Source organism: Paenibacillus sp. PL91 (assembly GCF_012935325.2).
In the GTDB taxonomy this organism is placed as follows: Bacteria; Bacillota; Bacilli; order Paenibacillales; family Paenibacillaceae; genus Pristimantibacillus.
The window spans coordinates 268,028-289,881 of record NZ_JABBYG020000001.1 but is presented as its reverse complement, the minus strand read 5'-3'; the positions used below and the strand labels follow the sequence as shown (position 1 = coordinate 289,881).

The following is a 21,854-nucleotide window of genomic DNA, read 5'->3' as shown; positions in this document are numbered from 1 at the left end:
TCTCCTCAAGAAAGCTTCGTGTGCCGCCTACATGGCGGCTATCGCCGTTAACGCCAGCTTCGCGCCGCTCCCTTACCCAGCCCTTGCTTCAGCTGCAGCTTGAAAGCGAATCCTCCCGGACCATTTTCCAATAGTGTCTCCTGCCGGCTTCCACCATCAATCCCGGCTCTCTGCGAAAGTTCTTCTATTGTACTTATCCATTCCTCGGACATATGGAGAAAACTAGAAAACTTGATTAGTTTATAAATCAAAATATACCGAAATAGATCCCTCTCTGTCAAGGAGCATCTATCGCGTCGTTTTTTGCTGGCGGCACAGGATCGTACCCTCCAGCGTTAAACGGATGGCAGCGCGCGATTCGCTTCACCGCGAGCCACGAGCCTTTAGCAGCTCCATGCTTCTCGATCGCCTCCAGCGCATACATTGAGCACGTCGGATAAAAACGGCATGAGGGCGGGGTAAGCGGAGAAATGACCTTGCGGTAAAAATGAATCGGCGCCTGCGTCACCCGTCGCATCATTCGTTGTTTCGACATTAGGCTTCGCTTGCAGCCGGCTCATCCTGAACACATTCCTTGCAGTAGCCGAACACCTCGAATTTATGCTTTACGACCCGGAAATCCTCAGGAACGTTAGTTTGCTCCATCGGGCAGAAAGTAATCGGATAGGTCATGCCGCACTGCAAGCAGATCATATGGTGGTGATGGTCATTCTCTCTGCAATGAAGCTTGAACTTGCCGCCATCCTCGAAAATAACCTGCTCCAGCACGCCCAGCTCTTCCATAACACGAAGGTTTCGATAGACGGTGTCAAAGCTAAGGCCCGTATAGGATCTTCCCATATATTCATAAACTTCCTTCGGAGCCAAATAGCCCTGCGTCTCCGAAAACAGCTTCGCAAGCGTCTTTCTTTGATCCGTTATCCGCAACCCTTGACTAGACATGCGTCTTATAATGTCTTCCATTGTATGCATATGTCGAACCTCCGGACTCTATATTGTCTATCTCCATAATGACGAAAAAAAAAGCTCTCGTCAATGAGAGCCTCTTAACCGTTTAAACGCATGTTAATCATAAAGCTTGCCGACATCGCGATGAACAGCACGATACTAAGTAAGCCAACCAGCTTGCGCCTAGCATTCAGCCTTTTGATGAGGGCAGCATCACTTGATTGCCGCTTCGTTTCCGAATACGAGCGTTGCATAAACAAAAAAGTAATAATAGAAGTGACAAACAGCATGTTGACGATAAACCAAATGACTGTCCAGAACAAGCCATTACCTCCGGTCGTGATCAGCTATAGAGATGCTATAGATACCACTTGTTTAGTATAAACATAAATACGATGAAGCTGACGACCGCCCCGCCGAAGCTGAACCAGCCTGTACGAAACCGCTGCTGAAACATGCGTAAAATCCCGAAGCTGAGCAATCCGAATACGAGCATTATGAAAACGATACCGAGTATGAATAACGAAGCAGACACGCTGCTTACATCGACTAGTGACACCGAACACACTCCCTTTTTTGCTAATATGTACATGTTCACTAGACATTATAAGGGATAGACGCGCCATTAGCCAGTCGCAAACCCTGTCGATTTCGTGACAAAAAGAGCACACCTTTCTTCGAAGTGTGCCCTTCCTGCTTCAACGCCATCTATTAAAAACGCACGATTGCCTCATGATAAGTACGATTGGTCGGCCGCTTCTGCAGCTTAACGTGAAGGACGGATTCCTTCACAAGCGTTTTGCAGATGCGCGGCTTTACCAGCTTCGGCAGCTTGATCGTCTCGCTCTTGCCGCCCGGCAGGCCATCCAAACGCATCCGGTCCTCGCGCACGAACAATCTCAGCAGCTCTTTGTCATAACCATCAGGCAAATTTATTTTAACCTGAATAAAATGGCGTGTTTCAGAGAACGTTGCCGAACCTCCTCCAATTAATACGCCCGCTGCTTCGGGCAGCGCCTTTGTCATCATTTTGCGAACATATTGCTCTACCCATTCCGGCTCGCGAAGCAGCTCAAACCCTTTAGGAAGCTGCTGCCTCTCCATCCATTTCTCCATATCATCCCATTTGGATGCCACAAGCAAACACCCGCCTTCCAGCACTTCTACCATCATATGCGCCTAGCTTCACTCGGGATACTTTCGCTTTGGGAACCTCTGGGCGAATGCCGCATAAGATATTGTACGCTCAGCTAGTTGATTTATAAATGCTTACGAAGAAGGAGGCTGCTTATGCCAGCTGTCGTCGGTTTTGTCAAAATTGTTAGCGTCGGTTCCGGCTCCATCGTTCAATTCGGTGACACTTTGGAAGTGTCTCCGAACAGTAGTTCCAAGACATATGCGGGATCAGGCTCGTTCCTAACTGGCAGCTTAACAAACTCTAATAATGCCGTCAGTGCTACGAATACCCTTGATCCGGATGTGCAGGACGCTTCGAATAATCAAGTGAGTGCGTTATGAGCTTAACGATCCATCAGCAAATCACCATTCACCTGCTGCGCGTTGACAGCGTATCGAACAGCTCCGTCCTGCAGGTCGGAAGCGCAGGCTCGATCCGCTCCTTATCACAAATGTTTAATACCGGCGGGTTCACTGAGCCCGCTCCGGAGCTAGGAGGCGATAATCCGCTTTCCTTCGTGCCTCTGCCGAATCCTTCCTAGAAGGCATGAATGAACTCATTACAAGAAGGAGGAGCAGTCTCATGCAGCAGCCTAATCCGCTATCCCCTTGGCAAATGTGGTCACTTGAAGTGCAGCATAAGCTCAAAGAGCAGCAAGAGCAGCTCGAAGCGCTTGAAGCGAAGGTATCCGCTTTGTGTGAGCAGGTAAAGCAGCTTGAAGCACGCCCTACTTACAATATAGAAAGCATTGAATACCATTTTGACCAATTGAAGGTTGAAAAGCTGGACGGGACGCTGAATATCGGCATGACTGCTCCAGGTACGGGAGATGATGCTTTTCCAGGCAGCATTGAACAAATATCGGTATCAAAGCCGCAGGTTTTTCCTTCTGCCGGTCCAACGATCACGCCTCCAAGCGGGGTGTACAATGATATTTCCGCCGATATGAATCGTTATTTGGATGACGAGGCTCCGCAAAGACTGCTTTCTTTCGAGAATGAGCTATGTATTCCACTCGACCCCTATCATAGACGCATTATCATAGAGGATATCCGTAAGCAGATGCCCACCCGCATTAATTATTATATGCACGAAGCTGAAAAAGGCACCGCGGATCAGCTTTCCGCAACCGATGATGCATCGGTTGCAGCTAACGTACTTGCAAAAACAAGAAGGGATGCCGACGCAGCGCTGCTTGCATATATGCGGCAGCTGCAGAGCGGCACGCCTTCGTCAGGAGGAATGGCATAAATGCTGCAATTCAAGGTGATAAATCATAATTTGAACGTTGGCAAGATCGAAATTCTCGGCGTATCCAGCGCATCCATGATGCAGGTAGGCGATACCGATACGGTTTCCTTATATTCCGTATTCGACACGCCGCCAGAGTCGGTCATCGTTGGGCCGTCGGTTCCTCTCCCGCTGCCAGATACGGTTGACGAAACGTAGGCATAAAATGACAAACACATACCCGATACGAACGGCAAATGTTGGCGGAATTTGTATAATCGACGTCTCCATTGCAGGTATTGTACAGCTCGGAGATCGAGCAGAGACAAATGCCCGTTTAAAGGCTCTGGCTGTTCAGAGGCAAGAGGACCATACAACGGCTGGTGACGTGTTTTTTGAATCTTATAATATGTTCTACCGCCCTCGGCCTGTTCTCAACGACCCTGATTTTGACAACGGACAGGTCATCCAATTAATTCGAGACAATCGCTGCCCTTCTATTACGGTCGGAAGCATTCATGTTATTGCAGTCGGTGCTTCCTCCAGTCTACAAATCGGCAATGGAATGTGCTTAACGAACGAATCACGGATTAAGCATATCCGGCAATATCCTCGGCGGAAAGCTTTACCTCCCATTGGCTGTTGATCTGCGTAGCGCTTGTAAGCTTACATGTAAGGCCGCATGGACGTTTGTTTGCATGCGGTCTTATTCCGTCCTGCCAAGATTACGCCAAATGAAAGCCGTATATGAGCAGCAATCCTAGAACGCTTAACAATAGTGAACCAATCAAACCCGCAACAAACGTTTTTTTGCCGAGCCGTTTAAACAGGACAAGATCAACTCCAAGGCCAAGTCCAGCCATGGCCATAGCAATCAGCATGTAAGCCGCAGCGATAAGCTGCTCGGCTATCGCTTCCGGTAGAATACCTGCCGTATTAATGGCGCTCATAGCCAGAAATCCAACAATAAACCATGGAATTGAAACATTTTTTAAGCGCTGTTTCTTCGAATGGCTTACCTGGCGGTTATTCCATAGGCCAATGATTATAGCGACTGGGACAAGCATCGCAACCCGCGTCATTTTGACAATTACGGCAAGATCCACCGCCTCTCGCCCGCCTGGAGCGGCTGCGGCAATGACATGGGCGATTTCGTGGAGCGTTGCACCTGAGAATATTCCGTATCCACCTTCACTCAAATGCAGGACGGGATAGAGAAATGTATAGATCAGCGTAAACAGCGTTCCGAGAATAGCAACAGTTGTAGCGCTGATCGCCGTTTCATTATCGCTTGCCTTCAATTGTGGAGCGATAGCAACCACAGCGGCTGCACCGCAGATTGCCGTTCCGCAAGCCGTCAAAATGCCTAGCTTTTTATCGATTTTCAGCCATCTGCTTAGTCCATAAACAACAAATATCGTAACAGTGATATTGATTATGGCAATGGCTAACACCTTTGGACCGGCGATGGCAATGTCGAACAAATTTAGGCGCAAGCCCAGCAAAATAATACCGAAGCGCAGCAGCCTTTTGCTCGAGAATGCAATTCCGCCTACCGCATGCTCCGGTACGCCCGCAACTCTTTTGTATGCGATCCCGAGCAGGATGGCAATGACAAGCTGCCCCATTACGCTTAAAAACGGGAGCATCGCGATATATTTGGCTGCAACGGCAATAACCATTGTTATGACTACGCCTAGCAAGAAGCCCGCACCCTTATATGAATGGACGGTTGTCGCATTTTTTATAATCATTCTCTTCACCTCAGCTATTCGAATAAAACGTTTGACGTAAGTTATGAATTCACTATACGGCTTGAGCAGCAGGAAGAGAAATACTTAATCGCTATCCTTATCATTACAATAACTTATGATTGAAATTGTAAAACATCGATATGTACGCTACTATTGAGTAAAATGAAACTATTTCACATCCAATAATGAGGGATTGTAATGATAATTGAGGCACTTCGTGTTTTCGTTACCGTAGCGGAACAAAGCCATTTTTCAAGAGCGGCCGAACTATTGAATATTTCTCAGCCAGGGGTAAGCCAGCATATTCGCAATTTGGAGAATGAGCTTGATGCCAAGCTTCTTCACCGCTCACCTAAGCATGTCCGTCTTACCGAGGCCGGTGAAATGATGTACAAAACAGCAAAGCAGATTTTAGCTTTATACGAAGGAACGATACAGGACATTCATCGGCTGCAGGATAAAGTGACGGGAATGATTCAGATTGGAGCGAGCTTTACTATCGGGGAATACGTTCTTCCTAAACGGCTGGCGGAATTTGCTGCACAATACCCGCTCGTTGCGATGCAGGTCACCATCGGAAATACAGAGGAAATAGTCCAAGCGGTTCGAGCCAATGAATTGGATATCGGACTCATTGAAGGAGATGCAAATGCCGCTGACCTGGTCATCACGCCATTTATGAAGGATGAAATGATTTTAATTGCTCCCTCTGCCCACCCGCTTGCCGCTGCTCACTTCGTCGATGCGGATATGCTGCAGAACCAGGTATGGGTGCTGAGAGAAAGCGGATCGGGTACGCGTGCTTATAGCGATCAGTTTATTCAGGACGCCAAAATAGCCCAAAAGCGTTCTTACGTATTCAATAGCAGCCAAAGCGTCAAAGAGGCCGTGATTGCTGGACTTGGAATCGCCATGCTATCGCGCTGGGCCGTCCGAAGAGAGCTGGAATCCGGCGAAATGAGCGAGTTGCGACTGAATAAGGATCGTTTTGAGCGCAGCTTCTCTATCATTCGTCATAAAGAAGGCTCGTCTACGATGGCAAGCGATGTATTTGTTCAAAGGCTGTTCATGGCAGCCGATTAAGGTTCATGCTCAATCTATCGCTGCACCTCGACTGTTAACGATTACCAGAGCATATACATATAGCAACTAAGGTTGCAAAGGATGAATAAGCCAAATGGATATGAATCGAATTCGTGCACGAATAGATGAAATGACCGCTGATTTGCTTAGGCAGCAGTCACGGGACGGCGCTTGGCGATTGTGCTTTGATTCTGGTACGGCTACCGACAGCTATCTTATTATTTTGCTGCGTCTGCTGGAGTGGCCGGATGAACACCTAATCCGAATGCTTGCAGCTCGGATAGCATCGATGCAGCAGCCAAATGGTGCTTGGAAAGTTTATCCGGACGAAACCGAAGGCAATTTAGAGGCTACTGCGGAAGCCTACTATGCTTTGCTGAGCGCGGGATTCTATCATGCAGCCGATCTGAGAATGGTAAGAGCCAAGCAGTTTATTTTGAAGCAAGGCGGTTTAGCTGAGGCGAAAAACCTGCTCACTCAAGTCATCTTTGCCGCTACGGGTCAGGCGGAATGGCCACGATTATTGCGAATTCCGCTCGAAGCCTTTTTCTCTGATCTTGGAATCGGATTAGATCTGTTCTCGCTCTCCGGCCACGCACGCGTTCATTTAGTGCCGACATTAATTATGGCGAATAAGCAATTTGCACGCCGCACGGCTTCGATGCCTCTTTTATCCGATTTATTTGCCGGCCCATCGCGTGCCTTCACGAATGATACGACTTGGATATCGGCATTGAATGGCTTTATTGCCAGCTTGCCCTTAACCAGCCTGCTTCCGGCAAGCTCGCCAACCGCTTTAGAGCGGGCTGAGGCATTTATGTTCGAGCGAATAGAGCCCAATGGCACGCTGCTCACCTTCTCAACCGCAACGATTTTGATGATTTTATCGCTGCTTGCACTCGATTATTCACCTCAATCGCCTGCTGTCAATCAGCTGCTGTCAGGTACGATTTCATTGATTTGCGTCGATCGGCCGCATCTTCAAGTAGCATCCTCGGAAGTGTGGGATACTGCTATGCTTAGCTACGCTCTACGGGAAGCAGGATTGACGCCAAACCACAACGCATTGGAGCGGGCAGGCCGCTATTTGTTAGAAAGGCAGCAAATCCGTTTTGGCGATTGGGCTCGTCGGCTGCCCGATACGCCTGCTGGAGGCTGGGGCTTCTCTGACGTGAATACGCTGTATCCCGATGTCGATGACAGTGTAGCGGCGCTTCGTGCCATACGACCCTATGCAACAGAAGAAAACGGTTTTTACGCCAATTGGCAAAGAGGCTTGAACTGGGTGTTAGCGATGCGCAACGACGATGGCGGCTGGCCTGCTTTTGAAAGGGAAGGCATGCAGCTGCCAGCCAGCTTCTTTACATTCGAAGGCTCTGCCGATATTTCAACCGATCCTTCAACGGTAGATTTGGCCAGCCGGGTTCTGGGCTTTCTCGGCAATGAGCTCGATATGACGATCGGCAACCAGTGGCTCGATGACAGCGTGCAATGGGTGCTCTCGCAGCAAACGAGGGACGGAAGCTGGTATGGCCGCTGGGGAATTTCTTTCATCCATGGCACCGGTGCTGCCATTCAAGGAATGACTGCCGTTGGCATGCCTAACGACCATCCTGCCATCAAGAAAGGAATCAAGTGGCTGCTGGATATCCAAAATGAAGACGGCGGCTGGGGAGAATCCTGCCATAGCGATAAAGCGAAGCATTACGTTCCTCTCCATGCCAGCACACCCTCACAAACCGCATGGGCGCTTGATGCGCTGATGGCTGCTAACGCAAAACCGACAGCTGCGATTGAGCGGGGAGTTGAAGCGCTCCTGCAAACGCTTGAGAGACGGGATTGGACCTATTTCTATCCAACAGGTGCCGCACAGCCAGGCAGCATGTACGTCTTTTATCCGAGCAACAACTATATATGGCCTTTGCTCACCCTATCGACTATTTTGAAAAAATACGGCTCATAAAGTTCACTGCGCATACATGAAAAAAACAGCCTGCATGCTCGGCTGTTTTTTCATATATGCTATACCCATTTTTGCTGAAAAGCTGCAATATTCGCGTATTCCTCCGTTAACAAACGAGAAACACGGATATAAATCCGCATGAGCTCGGCGTAGATTTCGGCGTTTTGCTTATTCGGCAAATGAAAATGCGATCCCCCGACCATGTCGGCAACGACATCGAGCGAATCTATCTCGCCCAAGCTGTACAACCCAAGAATGACAGCACCGAGGCAAGAGCTTTCAATGCTTTCCGGCACATGCAGCTCCTGGTCAAAAATATCAGCCATCATTTGGCGCCACAACTCAGATCTTGCAAAGCCGCCTGTCGCTTGAATTTTTGTAGGCTTGCCCGTTAATTCCTCCAGCGCCATAAGCACGCTGTACAAATTATAAATAACGCCTTCTAGCGCCGCGCGAATAAGATGCTCCTTCTTATGATGCAGACCAAGCCCAAAATAAGAGCCTCGCGCATTTGCATCCCATAGCGGAGCTCGCTCTCCGGCTAAATACGGATGGAAAATGAGTCCGTCTGAGCCCGGCTTCGCTTTCGCTGCAAGCTCCGTGAGCAGCTCATACGGATCGATGCCAAGCTGCTTGGCTGAGGCAATCTCCTCCGTACCGATCTGATCGCGCACCCATCTGAAGATCATGCCTCCGTTATTGACTGGACCGCCGATAACCCAGTGATTCTCCGTCAGCGCGTAACAAAAAATTCTGCCCTTCGGGTCTGTGACCGGCTTGTCCGTTACCGCTCGAATAGCGCCGCTAGTGCCGATGGTGACCGCGACAACGCCTGGCTGGATCGCATTGACGCCAAGATTGGAAAGCACGCCATCGCTAGCGCCAATTACGAACGGTGTGGAAGGAAGCAAATTCATTTGCTTCGCAAAGTGCTCCTCCAATCCCTCCAGCTTGTACGTTGTAGGAACCAGCTCCGACAGCCGATCTGCCGTTACTCCGGCAACATTTAGCGCTTCCTCGTCCCATTGCAAATTTTCCAGGTTAAACATGCCAGTAGCAGAGGCAATCGAATAATCGATGACATAACGACCGAACAGCTTGAAAAACACATATTCTTTGATGGAAATAAATTTATAAGCACGGTCGAACAGCTCCTTATGGTCATAACGCAGCCAAGTGAGCTTTGACAAAGGAGACATCGGATGGATTGGCGTGCCCGTACGCAAATAAATGTCATGGCCATTCCATTCGTTTTTAATTTTATTGGTCCATTCCATGCTCCGATTGTCAGCCCATGTAATGCATTTTGTAAGCGGCTTTCCATCCAAATCCACAGCAATGACGCTGTGCATCGCTGAGCTGAAGGACACGCACAAAATATCGTTTGCCTGTACGTTGCTTTTCGTAATGGCTTGTCCAATCGTTGCAAGCACGGCGTTAAAAATTTCATCCGGGTCCTGCTCTGCTACTGCTGGAGATGGCGAGTGAAGCGGGTATTCAATGCCATGGCTGGCTACGATTTCGCCTTTGGAAGTGAAGAGCACCGACTTCGTGCTCGTCGTTCCGATATCAACACCGATTACATATTTTGTATTCATCCTTGTACCTCCACATACATTTGCCAATCAACATAGCTGGCTCGTATTCGTACACCCTGCTTTTCTAACAATACCTCTCTTCCAGCATTTATTCAATCAGTCGGAAGAAGAGCTTACTACGCTATGACCCCCGAATTCATTGCGCAGTGCCGCAACGACCTTGCCGGAGAACGTATTCTCCTCTAGCGAGCGGTATCTCATCATTAGCGACAACGCGATAACCGGCGTTGCCGTTTGCAGATCCAGCGCTGTTTCCAGCGTCCATTTGCCTTCGCCAGAGGAATGCATGATGCCCTTTAGGCCATCCAGACGAGCATCCTTAGCGAATGCATTTTCCGTCAGCTCCATCAGCCACGATCTGATAACCGACCCGTTATTCCACACCCGCGCGACCTTCTCAAAGTCAAAATCGTACGCGCTTTTTTCCAGCAGCTCAAACCCTTCCGCAATCGCCTGCATCATGCCGTATTCCACGCCGTTATGGACCATTTTCAGAAAATGTCCGCTGCCGCTTTCGCCAGCATGCAAGTAACCATCCTTAACGCAAATATCCTTAAACAGCTGCTCGACCGATTCGAAGGCCGCTTTATCTCCTCCAATCATCGTGCATGCGCCGGATCTGGCACCGGAGGTACCGCCGCTCGTGCCAACATCCAGAAAGTGAATGCCCTTCTCAACAAGCTGAGCCGCTCGCCTTGTCGTATCCTTATAGTTAGAATTGCCGCCGTCTATCAATATATCCCCGGATTCCATACAGCCGGCTGCCTGCTCAATAACGGCTTCTGTCAGCTCGCCTGCCGGAACCATCATCCAAATGACGCGTGGCGTATCTAGCGATTGCACCAATTGCTCAATGGATTTTGCCCCTTGTGCCCCATCCGCTTCGGCTTTCACAATCGCCTCGGTATTGACATCGTAAACAACTGCTTTGTGATCATGCTCCATCGCATTCAGCATCAAGTTATAACCCATTTTCCCTAAACCAATAATACCCATTTGCATCGTTTTCCATCTCCCAATCCATTTTGTAAACTAAGTTTTTATTTAAGTACAGAAGCAAGAATATAGGATCAACATTCCATTTATGTTATACTTCTCGTGAAATAAGCTGCTACGCGAGGGGAAGCAACGAACATGGTGCAAAACATGCTTGGAAAAATCCGTTCATATTATGCTAGATTCAGTGAAAAGGAAAAAAAAATTGCGACTTATATTTTAAATAATCCCGAAAAAATCATTCATAGCACCATCAATGAGGTGGCCGACGATTTGAATGTCGCAGAAGCAACCGTGTTTCGTTTCTGCAAGCATATCGGCTACAAAGGATACCAAGCGATGAAGATCGCGCTTGCCTCTGAAATTATGACGCCGACTCAACAGATTTATGAAGAAATCAATGAGCATGACGATGTGAAGACAATTGCCGAAAAAGTGTTTAAATCCAACATTCGAACGCTCGAAAATACGTTTCAAATTTTAAACGGCGAGGGCTTCGCCAAAGCAGTAGCTGTCATTGCCGCTGCGAACCGTGTTCATTTTTACGGTATCGGCGGCTCTGGTGTCATTGCGATGGATGCGTTTCATAAGTTCATTCGATCTGGAAAGCAAGCTTTTGCTTTTACGGATGCGCATTTCCAGCTCATGTCGGCCGCTCAGTTGACCAAGGACGATGTCGCTGTCGTCATCTCCCACTCGGGAACGAATAAAGATACGATTCGTATTTTGCAAACAGCAAGGGCCAATGGCGCAAAAACGATTGCGATAACCGGCTTTCCAAAATCGCCGATCAGCCAGCATGCCGACGTATCGCTCCACACAAGCTCCGACGAGACGGAATACCGATCTGAAGCGCTGGCTTCTCGAATCGGACAGCTGAGCTTAATTGATGCCCTCTATGTCAATGTCATGATCATGAACAAAGAGAAGGCGAAGGCATCGCTCGAAAAAGTACGTGAAGCCATCTCGGAAACACGAATTTAATCGTATTTCATCTTATCGAAGAAAGGTGAGCCATTGACTGCGAGGTCATCGGTTCACCTTTCTTTTGTTTCATTACACGAAAATATCGACGACAAGAATAAGGGCCAGCGCTACAACAGAAATAATCGTTTCCAGCGCTGTCCATGTCAGGAGCGTTTCTTTGACCGACATCCCAAAGTACTCCTTGATCATCCAAAAGCCTGAGTCGTTGACATGAGACAAAATGAGCGATCCTGCTCCCGTTGCGAGAACGAGAAGCTCAAGATTGGCTCCAGGCACGATCGCTGCGATCGGCGCAACAATGCCGGCCGCTGTCATCATCGAGACGGTAGCTGACCCGGTCGCAACCCGAATGAGTGCAGCAATCCCCCATCCCAGCATAATCGGGGAAACATTTGAAGAAGTGGCAAGTTCGGCGATATACTCGCCAATGCCGGAATCAAGCAGTACGCGGTTGAATGCTCCGCCTGCCCCAATAACAAGCAAAATCGTCGCTGTAGGCGCTAAGCAATCATTCGAAAACTTCAGCACCTTTTCTCTGCTGAGGCCGCGGAAGTAGCCTAAGCTGAAGAAGGAATACACGGTGGCGATCAGCAAAGCGGTTACCGGATCACCGATGAAGCGCAGCGCTTGATACAAGGAGCTCTCCTTCGCAAGAAACAGCTCTGCAATGGAAGCTGTCAGCATGAGAATGACCGGCACTAATACGGTAATTACCGTATTAAAGAAGCCTGGCAGCTTCCTGTTAGGGTCAGCCTCTGTCAGCTGTTCCCCGATTTCCTTCGGTACCGATTTGTGAATTCGCTTGCCAATCCACTGCCCATATAATGGACCCGCGATGATGGCCGTCGGAAGACCGACGATAATTGCATACAAAATGGTTAATCCAACATCGGCGTTAAAAATGCCTACCGCTGCCATAGCAGCCGGATGCGGCGGCACTAATCCATGCACAACCGATAGTCCAGCGACAAGCGGCACGCCGATTTTGACAAGCGACACGCCCGTTTGCCGAGCGATCGTAAATACCAGCGGAATCAATAACACGAAGCCGACCTGGAAAAAGACCGGAATACCAACGATGAAGGCTACGAACATCATTGCCCAATGCACATTTTTTTCGCCAAAACGTTTAATTAACGTTTGAGCGATTTTCTCTGCACCGCCGGACTCCGCCATCATTTTGCCGAGCATCGTACCTAAAGCTAGTACAATGGCCAAGAAGCCAAGCGTATTGCCCATTCCTGTCTTAATGGAATCGATAATGCCCGTCCCGCCTGTTTCTGTTGTGAACAAAGGCATTCCTGTTGCAAGTCCCACACCGATCGCCGTTACGATCAGCGATACGAACGGGTTAAGCTTTGCCACTGTAATGAGCAGCAACAGCACTACAATTGCTGCTAATACGATAAGTAATAACATGGTTTGCCCTCCTAAGTTGTGTGTTCATAGCGTGCTGAGCAGCTTTTCAATTATATGAAAAAATTTTTCTCAAATCAATATCAATGACAGAAAAATATTTTATTATAACTTTCTCATATTCGTTTATTTATTATGAGTATTAATTTCCATTTCATGCGGACGTCCGTTTATTTCGTTAAAACACAAAAAACCTGTACGCTCAATGAGAGCGTACAGGTTTTTTCTAGTCCTTTTCACTTATGCAGAAACTTATAATAAACCGTTTGCCTCTGCTTCCAGTCGAAGCCGCTTATACTTCTCCGCATACTTGCTCACGCTGTGCACAACCGTTGCATGAGACCACGTAAGCGGCGCCACAGATAAAGGCGAGCCGTCATATGGATTTAGCTGCTCCGGCAGCAAGCCGCTCTGAAGCGCATGATCCGATACCCATTGCAGCGTCCGCCGCGGGCCTTCCAGCTCTTCAAGCGTCTTAGCTGAATCAATCTCAAAGTTAGCTACCCAAAGGGTGCAAATAATCCATGGGTTGCCGGGAACCTTATCGATTTCACCAGATTGCTGGAAGTAATAATCGTTCGTATAACGAGCGACGCCTCCAATATGAGTTTTTACCTGCAAGCCTTCCTTAATCGCCAGCATCGTTTGCACGACGCGGTAATCGTCAACAGGCAGCACGCCAAACTCAAGAACGCCAAACAAGCTGCTCTCAAGCGTCATATCCTTCACCCAGCGATTGTCCTTCTGAATTAGGCCTCGTGCAAAGCGGCCAGCTTCTTCATCCCACAGGTGAGTAACAATGCCGTGTTTTATCATTTCTGCAGTGCTTTTGTAATGATCGCTGCGCTCATAATCACCGAACAGATCGGTGAAGAAGGAAGCCGCCATCAAACCGCCGTAGACTGAAGCTGCCGTATACGTCCAAATGCCATAGCGCTCTTCCCACAAGTCGTAGCTGGGCTTAGGCAGCGACAAGGAGGGCTCCATATAGGAGCTTAAGAAAGTAGCAGCCTTGCGTATTAAATTGCTGTACAACGACTGAGGGAGCTCAATGACCTGATTTCGCGAGTAATCCTTCCACAAGGCAAACAGGACAAGGGCTGTCTCATCCTCTTGTATCGGCAATCGCCTGCTTCCCTGTACAATATACGGATGCCAGCTGGAGCCTACCGTGCCGTCCGGATTGTATTTGTGGTACAGGTATCCTTCTGGCGATAGGGCTTGCGCGCAGAAATTAAAAAATGGAGCAATCACGCTTTGATACCCGGCCATCGACATGGCGTCTGCAATTAGTGCGCCGTCACGCGGCCACATATAGCTGTAATGGTCGCGGTTGTACTGCAAAATATCGGTATCATTCGCAGCCAATATGGCTCCGCGTTCATCGACCTGCGTTCTGACGAGCAGTAAGCTTAGCTTGAACATCTTCACGACATCATACGGCAAATCGCCAAGATCGGATTCTGCGCGGCGAAGCCAGTGCTTCCAGTAAATGACCATTCGGCTGAGAAGCTTCTCCGGGTGATTGTCCTGCACGTATTGGTTCAGCTCTTTTACTTCCTCGAGATTTTGGCCGATCGACATCCAATAATATACCGTCTTGTCGTTATTCGGCTGAACGACCGTACGGAAGCTGATCGTGCTGTCTACGGAGCCTTGCGCAATCGAATTGCCCATCAGCACGCCATCCTCCGCATCGCGCCAAGTTCCCTCTGCAGATTGAAATCGCTTAATGCCTGTCGAGTACTGTGTCATGCCGCCTTCATCGGAGAAGCCGTTGAACATAAAATAATTGTTCCGTTTGTAATGATAAAGCGTATGATTCTCTGGATAATAAACGGCGGTATCGCCAACCTCCGTCCCATCGATCATCAGATCCTGATGGAAGAACAAGCGAACCTCTTTTTGATCGTTTGTCTTGTTGCGGATGACAACCCGTTTGATGTAAATGCACTCGCGTTGATGAATGCCGTCATTCATATGAAGCTCGATCCCTAGCCCATCATGTTTCGCCGTGATATTGGTGACTAAGGAATCCTCGATATAATCCAGATCGATTTTCCAATCCGGCTCATCCAGCCAGCTAAAAGCGCCTTCTACCCAAACACCTAAACGACAATACTGTCCGCCCACATGATTTAACTGTCCAACGAACGGATAATAAATATCGCGAATGAAACAATGCTGATCCAAATTAAGAAGCATCTTTCCGTTGCCGATTACAAGATGACGGGCCATGATTCCTTCTCCTTTCGATGCGCTGCAAGTTGTGAGTAAACGGATATATATGCTTTGGCGGAACGGTTCCAGCTATAATCCTCCTTGTTGCCGTTAAACACAATTTGCTTCCAAGCTTCCTCATTACGAAATAGAGCTAACGCTCTGCGTACGGTATACATATAATCGTGCGCATTGTAATTAGTAAAGCTGAAGCCGTTACCTTCGCCAGTATATTCGTTATAGGCTTGTACCGTGTCCTTTAGTCCTCCTGTCTCGCGAACAATCGGGACGGTACGGTAGCGCAGCGCAATCAATTGGCTCAGACCGCAGGGCTCGAACTGAGAAGGCATAGCAAACATATCCGAGCCTGCATAAATGCGGCGTGCAAGCCTGTCATCATAGCCTATCCACACGGCAACCTTATCAGGATGGTGATAAGCCGCATCATTTAGAAAGTGCTCATATCGCCCTTCTCCGGCACCTAAAACAACAAATTGAACATCCTCTTGCAGCAGCTCCTCGAAGGTAGCGGCGATAAGATCAAAGCCCTTCTGCTCGACCAGCCGCGATACAATTCCGATGAGAGGAATCTCTTCGGATTGTGGGAGTCCCAGCTCGCGCTGAAGCTCTACTTTATTTTTTCGCTTGCGGCTAATCGAATTTCGATAGGGCACTTCTAGCGCGCTATCATTCATCGGATCAAACAGCTCGTCATCGATGCCGTTCACGATGCCGATCAAATCTCCCGAACGGTATCTAAGCAGCGAGTCCAGCCTCTCTCCAAAGTACTCGGTTTGAATTTCCTGTGCGTAGGTGCCGCTGACCGTTGTGAGCTTATCTGCATATACGAGACCGCCCTTCATGCAGCTGCCGGCACCATGAAACTCCAAGCTGTCGGTAAGAAACATATCATCTCCCGCTCCAAGCAAATCCTTCAACAAATCGATGCCGAACAAGCCTTGATATTTCAAGTTGTGAATGGTGAATACCGATTTGGTATAGGCCCAAGCCGGATCGTGATAGTATCGAGTCTTTAGCAAAAACGGGATAATGCCGGTTTGCCAATCATGGCAATGGACGATATCAGGGTGAAATTCCATGTAGCGGACGGCTTCCATCACTGCAAAGCAAAAAAATACAAACCGTTCCGCATCGTCCCCGTAACCGTAAAGCCCTTTTCGCTTAAAATAAAACTCGTTATCGATTAAATAATAAATCGTGCCGTCAAACTCGGCTTTTAGCAGCCCGCAATATTGATTGCGCCAGCCAAACGATACGGTGAAATGAGCGATCAGCTCGAACTGCGAGCTAAGCGCAGCAGGAATTTCTTCATATTTTGGCAATACGACTCTGGTATCAACGCCCCGCTTATTCAGCGCCTTAGGGAGCGCCCCTGCAACGTCTGCGAGACCACCAGTCTTCGCAAGCGGCACCGCTTCAGAGGTTGCGAACAGTATGTTCATAGGATTCTCCTTTCTTATTGACGCCGCCTTCTCGCGGCTTCCGATTGCATGAAAGCTATAGTTACGAGGCATACGCATTTGGTAAATAAACGGATGGCTTAATAAGCCTATTGAATTAAATAATTTTTCTCTTGCCTGCTAAAAATGGCGAGCTCGCAGCGCCTCTAATGTCTCGATCCGCTTCGACGCGAACATCTTTATCCAAAATGCTGTGCTGCAGGAAGCTATTTTCCCCGATAACGCCGTTTTGCATAACGATGCTGTTGCTCACGACTGCGCCTTTTTGAACGTGTACGCCGCGGAACAAAATGCTGTTGGTAACCGTTCCTTCAATGCGGCAGCCGTTCGCGATTAGAGAGTTTGTAACCTTGGAGCCTCCTAGATAACGAGCCGGAGGTTCATCCTTAACCTTTGTAAAGATCGGACCCGGCTGGTAGAAGAGCTCCTTCCAAACGTCCGGATCGAGCAAATTCATATTGTTGCGGTAATAGCTGCTTACCGTATTTACTACACCTAAATAGCCTTCGTACATATAGCCATAAACGTTCAGCTTGTCGAGTCTGGATAAAATCGCGTGCCGAACCAAATGGTCCTGGCCTTGCGCAAGCGAGGTTTCAACCAGCTCCATAAGCAGATCCTTACGCATGACGTACATTTCCATGGAGCTGATGTCGCTGGACATGCGGCCATAGTGGTCTTGGATGGAGGTGATTCGGCCTTCATCATTCATGCGCACCTTGCGGGCTTTGCCCGTGAGCAAATCCTCCTGCTGCTTGCACACAACCGTAATATCGGCTTCTTTCTCCAAATGAAATTGAATGACCTTCTCAAAATCTATATTACACACCATGTGGCTGCGAGTAATGACAACGTATTCCAACGACGAGCGATTAAAATAATCGCGCTGCTGATAGAAGTGATACAAATCGCCCCGACTTATCTCTTGGATATCGTCTGTTGCCGGCGGTAGCACAAATAATCCGCTTTGACGGTGCTGCAAATCCCAATGCTTGCCTGAACCAAGATGATCCATTAGCGAACGGTATTTTGTATGGGCAAATACGGCTACCTTCGAGATGCCTGAATTAACCATGCTAGACAATACAAAATCGATTAAGCGATAACGCGCGCCAAAGGGTACCGTTGCGAGGCACCGTCCCTGCGTAAGTCGTTCAAGCTCATCGGTCTCATGAATTAGATTGATGACGCCCATGACTTTGTGCTTCATGAGTGCTCCACCTCCTGCAGCAAATGATCGTTCGTCACGTATTGATCAACAGCAATGACAGTAATCGCATCATCATCCGGGCTTCCAATCGTAACACCCGCTTGAATGACTGCTCCTTCACCGATAATAGCTCTATAAATGCGCGCACCTTCACCTATGCGGACGTTAGGCATAACTACGGACTCGGTTATAATTGTATCTTTGTCAGCTTTGACGCCATAGAACAAAACAGAACGGTCCACAATGCCTTCAATCATGCAGCCTTCCGTTATCAGGGAAGCAGATACCTCTGCGGAGGACCCGATATGCTGTGCCGGTTGATTGGGGCTAACCGAGTAGATTCGCCAGTCGGCATCAGCGAGCTCAAGCGGCGGCTCCTCCGCAATGAGATCCATGTTCGCTTCCCATAAGCTCTCGATCGTGCCGACATCCTTCCAATAGCCCTTGAACGGATAAGAATGGAGTCGTTTGCCGTCCCTCATCATGGCAGGAATAAGGTCCTTGCCAAAGTCATGGCTGGAGCTGCGGCTTGCCTCATCATAGATCAAATATTTCTGAAGCTCGGACCATGTGAAAATATAAACACCCATCGATGCGATGTTGCTGGTCGGATTTTTAGGTTTTTCCTCAAAGGCAGTTATGCGATCTTCATCGTCGATATGCATGACGCCAAAGCGGCTTGCTTCTTTCCAATCCACCTCAATGCCGGCGATTGTCACATCGGCGCCGGAGCGCTTGTGATGCTGCAGCATGAGCTCGTAATCCATTTTATAGATGTGATCACCCGAAATGATAAGGACGTATTCCGGATTATAAGGCTCAATGAACGACATGTTCTGATAAATGGCATTCGCCGTTCCCTTGTACCAAACGCCGCCCTTCTGTTTCATGAACGGTGGCAAAATCGTCATGCCGCCATCACGGCGGTCAAGTCCCCAAGGACTGCCGATTCCAAGATAGCGATTCAGCTCTAGCGGCTGATATTGCGTTAACACGCCCACCGTATCAATTCCCGAGTGCGCGCAATTACTTAATGTAAAATCAATAATTCTGTATTTCCCTCCAAAATAGACAGCTGGCTTTGCTAAATCCTTCGTGAGTACGCCTAGCCTTTTCCCCTCGCCTCCTGCAAGCAGCATAGCGATCATTTCTTTTCGGCCCATGGACACCAACTCCCTCTCTAATGTGTGTTCCCCAGATCTAAGGTGATGAACTGGAATGTAAAGGGGGCTAAATGAAGCGAAATGCTCTGATTGTGACCATGCCAAGCGACGTTTTCGCTGCTATAGCAAAGCTGTGTTTGTGTTCCTGTTCCACCAAATTGCTTGTCATTGCTATTTATGAAAGAGCGATAAGAACCTGGCTCTGGAACACCGATACGAAACGGCTTATAGTCGTTTCTTGAGAAATTGGCAATGATGATAGAAAAGTCAGATTTACCGCGGCGGATAAAGGATATGACAGATTGAGCCGCATTATGTACATCGATCCATTCAAAGCAAGACGGATCGCTGTCTTTATCCCAGAGAGAAGGTTGTTTCACATACATGTGATTAAGCGACTTCACATAATGGTGCATGCTGCGATGCATATCGTAATCAAGCAGCATCCAATCGAGCATGTCGCCGTCTTTCCACTCGTCGAACTGCCCCCATTCACTGCCCATAAATAGCAGCTTCTTGCCGGGATGCGTCATCCAAAATCCATAAAACAAGCGTAATTGAGCAAATTTCTCTTCATAGCTTCCAGGCATTTTATTTAGGAGCGAGCGTTTGCCGTGTACAACTTCGTCGTGCGATAGAGGTAGGACATAGTTTTCAGAAAAAGCGTAAAGGAGCGAAAATGTGATGAGATGGTGGTGGTGCGAGCGTTCGGGCGGATCCAGCGCCATATAGCGCAGCATATCGTTCATCCAGCCCATATTCCATTTAAAATTAAATCCAAGGCCGCCTTTGTAGGTTGGTGCTGTGACTGCGGGCCAAGCGGAAGAATCTTCAGCTAGCATAAGGGTATCGGGGTAATAATGAAACACCGTTTCATTGAGCTTCTTGATGAAGCGAAGAGCATCTAGGTTGTCAGGGCCGCCAAGGTAGTTGTAGGTATGCATTTCTGGCGGTTTGTCCATATGTAAATTGATCATGCTGGCGACAGCATCGACTCTTAAACCATCGATGTGATAGAGATCCATCCAATACATGGCATTGGAAATAAGAAAGCTTACGACTTCATTTTTGCTGAAATCAAAGGAAAGTGTTCCCCAGAGCGGCTTCTCGGCTCGCTTTGCATCAGCACCCTCGAAGATCGGCGTTCCGTCAAATAGCCGCAAGCCATGATCATCCTTGCAGAAATGTCCCGGCACCCAGTCCAAAATAACGCCGATTCCGCTCTGATGGCATTTGTCAACAAAACGCATCAGTTGCTTTGGTGTTCCATAACGGCTTGTTACGCCATAGAAGCCTGTTATTTGGTAGCCCCAGGATTGATCCAGAGGATGCTCGGAGATAGGCATCAGCTCGATATGGGTATATCCCATTTCAGCTGTGTACGGAATTAAATCATCTGCCAATTCATCGAATGTAAAAAAATCTTCTTTGCCCTTAATCTTCCAGGAACCGGCGTGAACCTCATAAATCAGGAGCGGGTTGGAGTATGCTGGTAGCTTGCGTTTCTCGAGCTGCCATTTTTCATCCTCCCATTCATAGCCTCTTAGTTCCGTTACGATAGATGCTGTTCGAGGCCGACGCTCGGCATAGAAGGCATACGGATCAGCCTTTCGAATAATGCTCCCATCGGCAGTTACGATCTCGTATTTGTACAATTCTCCTTCACTGATATTCGCAACGAATAAGGTGAAGAGGCCTGTCGTACCGATTCGTTTCATAGGATGAAGCTTCCCATCCCATTTGTTGAAACCACCGATAACACGAACTTTTGCTGCGTTAGGAGCCCATACTGTAAATCGGACGCCGTCATTTCCGTCCACACGAACGAGGTGCGCACCCATAAAACGGTAGCTGTGATAGGAGCTGCCTTCATTGAATAAATATAAGTCCTTGTGCGATAATCCGTTAGGTGTCGTTTGAACCATTGGTGGTTTCACCTCCCTGTTGGATGATCTATGAGCAATCAAAATCAACTGTGCCTGATTTACTGTAACCACATTATACATGGTTTGATGAAAAAAACACAGTTGTTTTCATAGATTTCGACAGCTTAATTTTTAACTCATGTCAGATTTCGTAACATCAACATTACCTGAGCCCAAAACGCGCTGAATGTAGTAATGCTTGGAGCAAAAACCTTTCGTAATCGAAATTTTAGCGCAATTTACCCATTTGCAATTTGGGACTTGCTTCTCTCTACGCGGCCTTACGGTATGAGGATCTCCGTGACGCAACAATCGCTGATGATGCATTGCGCACAAATCCTTTGCTTTAATCGGCTTCATACAGTTTTCTATGCTGCAATGATTCATAATTCGTCTCCCCTGTGCGTTTGCCTGATAGCTCATACCTATTTGATAAAAGATGTCTGCTATCCATATTATCGGGAAAGTGGATTAGAATAAAGCCTGCTGTACGTTTATTAGGAGCGATTAAGAACAATTATGACCCCAAATACACGTGATAGGTATGGATTAAGCTATCGAGTTTAATTAATTAAACTTAATTCGCTCATTTGAATCACTGCAACAATCAAACTGTCAAAATCATGGACTTGTTTGTTCACCATCAGCTATTTTATACTTTTACTTGATTGCTTGGTGCCGGAATGGAAATCAGAGGAGTGTT

At 48.0% G+C, this 21,854-nt stretch carries 22 protein-coding genes; 8 read left to right on the top strand and 14 right to left on the bottom strand.

The features are described 5' to 3' along the window. Positions 1-277: 277 nt before the first annotated feature. The 5 genes from yidD to HI950_RS01370 form a co-directional block, all read right to left on the bottom strand. Positions 278-517 (bottom strand): membrane protein insertion efficiency factor YidD, encoded by a 240-nt coding sequence (gene yidD / locus HI950_RS01390; protein WP_411268063.1) that lies wholly within the window; start codon positions 515-517, stop codon positions 278-280. A gap of 17 nt (positions 518-534) precedes the next feature. After that, a complete protein-coding gene (locus tag HI950_RS01385) occupies positions 535-972 on the bottom strand; it encodes a Fur family transcriptional regulator (RefSeq protein ID WP_169081926.1) in 438 nt (145 codons plus the stop codon). A gap of 74 nt (positions 973-1,046) precedes the next feature. After that, positions 1,047-1,271, bottom strand: coding sequence for a hypothetical protein (locus HI950_RS01380; RefSeq protein WP_169081927.1), 225 nt, complete (start codon positions 1,269-1,271; stop codon positions 1,047-1,049). Positions 1,272-1,306: 35 nt separating this feature from the next. Beyond that, positions 1,307-1,507 carry a hypothetical protein gene (locus tag HI950_RS01375; RefSeq protein WP_169081928.1) on the bottom strand — a complete coding sequence of 67 codons (201 nt, stop codon included), beginning with the start codon at positions 1,505-1,507 and terminating at the stop codon, positions 1,307-1,309. A 152-nt stretch (positions 1,508-1,659) separates the two neighbouring features. Next, positions 1,660-2,121 (bottom strand): Hsp20/alpha crystallin family protein, encoded by a 462-nt coding sequence (locus tag HI950_RS01370; protein WP_223285063.1) that lies wholly within the window; start codon positions 2,119-2,121, stop codon positions 1,660-1,662. 117 nt (positions 2,122-2,238) lie between these two features. Here HI950_RS01370 and HI950_RS01365 point away from each other — a divergent pair, with 117 nt between their 5' ends. From HI950_RS01365 to HI950_RS01345, 5 genes are read left to right on the top strand one after another with little or no spacing between them, the layout of a single operon-like run. Then, positions 2,239-2,466 carry a spore germination protein gene (locus tag HI950_RS01365; protein WP_169081929.1) on the top strand — a complete coding sequence of 76 codons (228 nt, stop codon included), beginning with the start codon at positions 2,239-2,241 and terminating at the stop codon, positions 2,464-2,466. Next, positions 2,463-2,666 (top strand): spore germination protein GerPB, encoded by a 204-nt coding sequence (locus HI950_RS01360; protein WP_169081930.1) that lies wholly within the window; start codon positions 2,463-2,465, stop codon positions 2,664-2,666. The genes HI950_RS01365 and HI950_RS01360 overlap by 4 nt, the downstream gene beginning before the upstream one ends. A gap of 41 nt (positions 2,667-2,707) precedes the next feature. Continuing rightward, on the top strand, positions 2,708-3,376 hold the full coding sequence (gene gerPC / locus HI950_RS01355; RefSeq protein WP_169081931.1) for a spore germination protein GerPC: 669 nt from the start codon (positions 2,708-2,710) through the stop codon (positions 3,374-3,376). Next, positions 3,377-3,574: a spore gernimation protein GerPD gene (locus HI950_RS01350; RefSeq protein ID WP_411268052.1), complete on the top strand. Its 198-nt coding sequence runs from the start codon at positions 3,377-3,379 to the stop codon at positions 3,572-3,574. A 7-nt stretch (positions 3,575-3,581) separates the two neighbouring features. Beyond that, positions 3,582-4,001, top strand: coding sequence for a spore germination protein GerPE (locus HI950_RS01345; protein ID WP_169081932.1), 420 nt, complete (start codon positions 3,582-3,584; stop codon positions 3,999-4,001). Between the two features lie 79 nt (positions 4,002-4,080). Here the strand turns inward: HI950_RS01345 and HI950_RS01340 are convergent, their stop codons facing one another. Beyond that, on the bottom strand, positions 4,081-5,103 hold the full coding sequence (locus HI950_RS01340) for a YeiH family protein (protein ID WP_411268062.1): 1,023 nt from the start codon (positions 5,101-5,103) through the stop codon (positions 4,081-4,083). 204 nt (positions 5,104-5,307) lie between these two features. On the opposite strand from HI950_RS01340, the gene HI950_RS01335 reads away from it, so the two are divergent. After that, the gene (locus HI950_RS01335) at positions 5,308-6,192 is read left to right on the top strand and encodes a LysR family transcriptional regulator (protein WP_169081934.1); all 885 of its coding nucleotides are present in this window, start codon (positions 5,308-5,310) and stop codon (positions 6,190-6,192) included. A 94-nt stretch (positions 6,193-6,286) separates the two neighbouring features. Beyond that, complete coding sequence (locus HI950_RS01330) at positions 6,287-8,155, top strand: prenyltransferase/squalene oxidase repeat-containing protein (RefSeq protein WP_223285062.1); 1,869 nt, start codon at positions 6,287-6,289, stop codon at positions 8,153-8,155. 59 nt (positions 8,156-8,214) lie between these two features. On the opposite strand, the gene gntK is transcribed toward HI950_RS01330, so the two are convergent. Then, positions 8,215-9,753: a gluconokinase gene (gene gntK / locus HI950_RS01325; RefSeq protein WP_169081935.1), complete on the bottom strand. Its 1,539-nt coding sequence runs from the start codon at positions 9,751-9,753 to the stop codon at positions 8,215-8,217. Positions 9,754-9,849: 96 nt separating this feature from the next. Continuing rightward, positions 9,850-10,755: a phosphogluconate dehydrogenase (NAD(+)-dependent, decarboxylating) gene (gnd, locus tag HI950_RS01320; RefSeq protein WP_169081936.1), complete on the bottom strand. Its 906-nt coding sequence runs from the start codon at positions 10,753-10,755 to the stop codon at positions 9,850-9,852. A gap of 132 nt (positions 10,756-10,887) precedes the next feature. On the opposite strand from gnd, the gene HI950_RS01315 reads away from it, so the two are divergent. Then, positions 10,888-11,733, top strand: a complete 846-nt coding sequence (locus HI950_RS01315) for a MurR/RpiR family transcriptional regulator (protein ID WP_169081937.1) — start codon at positions 10,888-10,890, stop codon at positions 11,731-11,733. A 72-nt stretch (positions 11,734-11,805) separates the two neighbouring features. Here HI950_RS01315 and HI950_RS01310 read toward each other — a convergent pair whose 3' ends face one another. The 6 genes from HI950_RS01310 to glgB all read right to left on the bottom strand — a co-directional run bounded on the left by HI950_RS01310 (position 11,806) and on the right by glgB (position 21,151). After that, positions 11,806-13,155: a GntP family permease gene (locus HI950_RS01310; protein ID WP_169081938.1), complete on the bottom strand. Its 1,350-nt coding sequence runs from the start codon at positions 13,153-13,155 to the stop codon at positions 11,806-11,808. 249 nt (positions 13,156-13,404) lie between these two features. After that, positions 13,405-15,390 carry a glycoside hydrolase family 15 protein gene (locus HI950_RS01305; protein WP_169081939.1) on the bottom strand — a complete coding sequence of 662 codons (1,986 nt, stop codon included), beginning with the start codon at positions 15,388-15,390 and terminating at the stop codon, positions 13,405-13,407. After that, a complete protein-coding gene (gene glgA / locus HI950_RS01300; protein ID WP_169081940.1) occupies positions 15,372-16,835 on the bottom strand; it encodes a glycogen synthase GlgA in 1,464 nt (487 codons plus the stop codon). Before glgA ends, HI950_RS01305 begins: the two co-directional genes overlap by 19 nt. A gap of 115 nt (positions 16,836-16,950) precedes the next feature. After that, positions 16,951-18,063, bottom strand: a complete 1,113-nt coding sequence (glgD, locus tag HI950_RS01295; RefSeq protein WP_169081941.1) for a glucose-1-phosphate adenylyltransferase subunit GlgD — start codon at positions 18,061-18,063, stop codon at positions 16,951-16,953. Further along, a complete protein-coding gene (locus HI950_RS01290) occupies positions 18,060-19,226 on the bottom strand; it encodes a glucose-1-phosphate adenylyltransferase (protein ID WP_169081942.1) in 1,167 nt (388 codons plus the stop codon). Before HI950_RS01290 ends, glgD begins: the two co-directional genes overlap by 4 nt. Before the next feature lie 17 nt (positions 19,227-19,243). Then, positions 19,244-21,151, bottom strand: a complete 1,908-nt coding sequence (gene glgB / locus HI950_RS01285; protein WP_169081943.1) for a 1,4-alpha-glucan branching protein GlgB — start codon at positions 21,149-21,151, stop codon at positions 19,244-19,246. Positions 21,152-21,854: the final 703 nt, after the last annotated feature.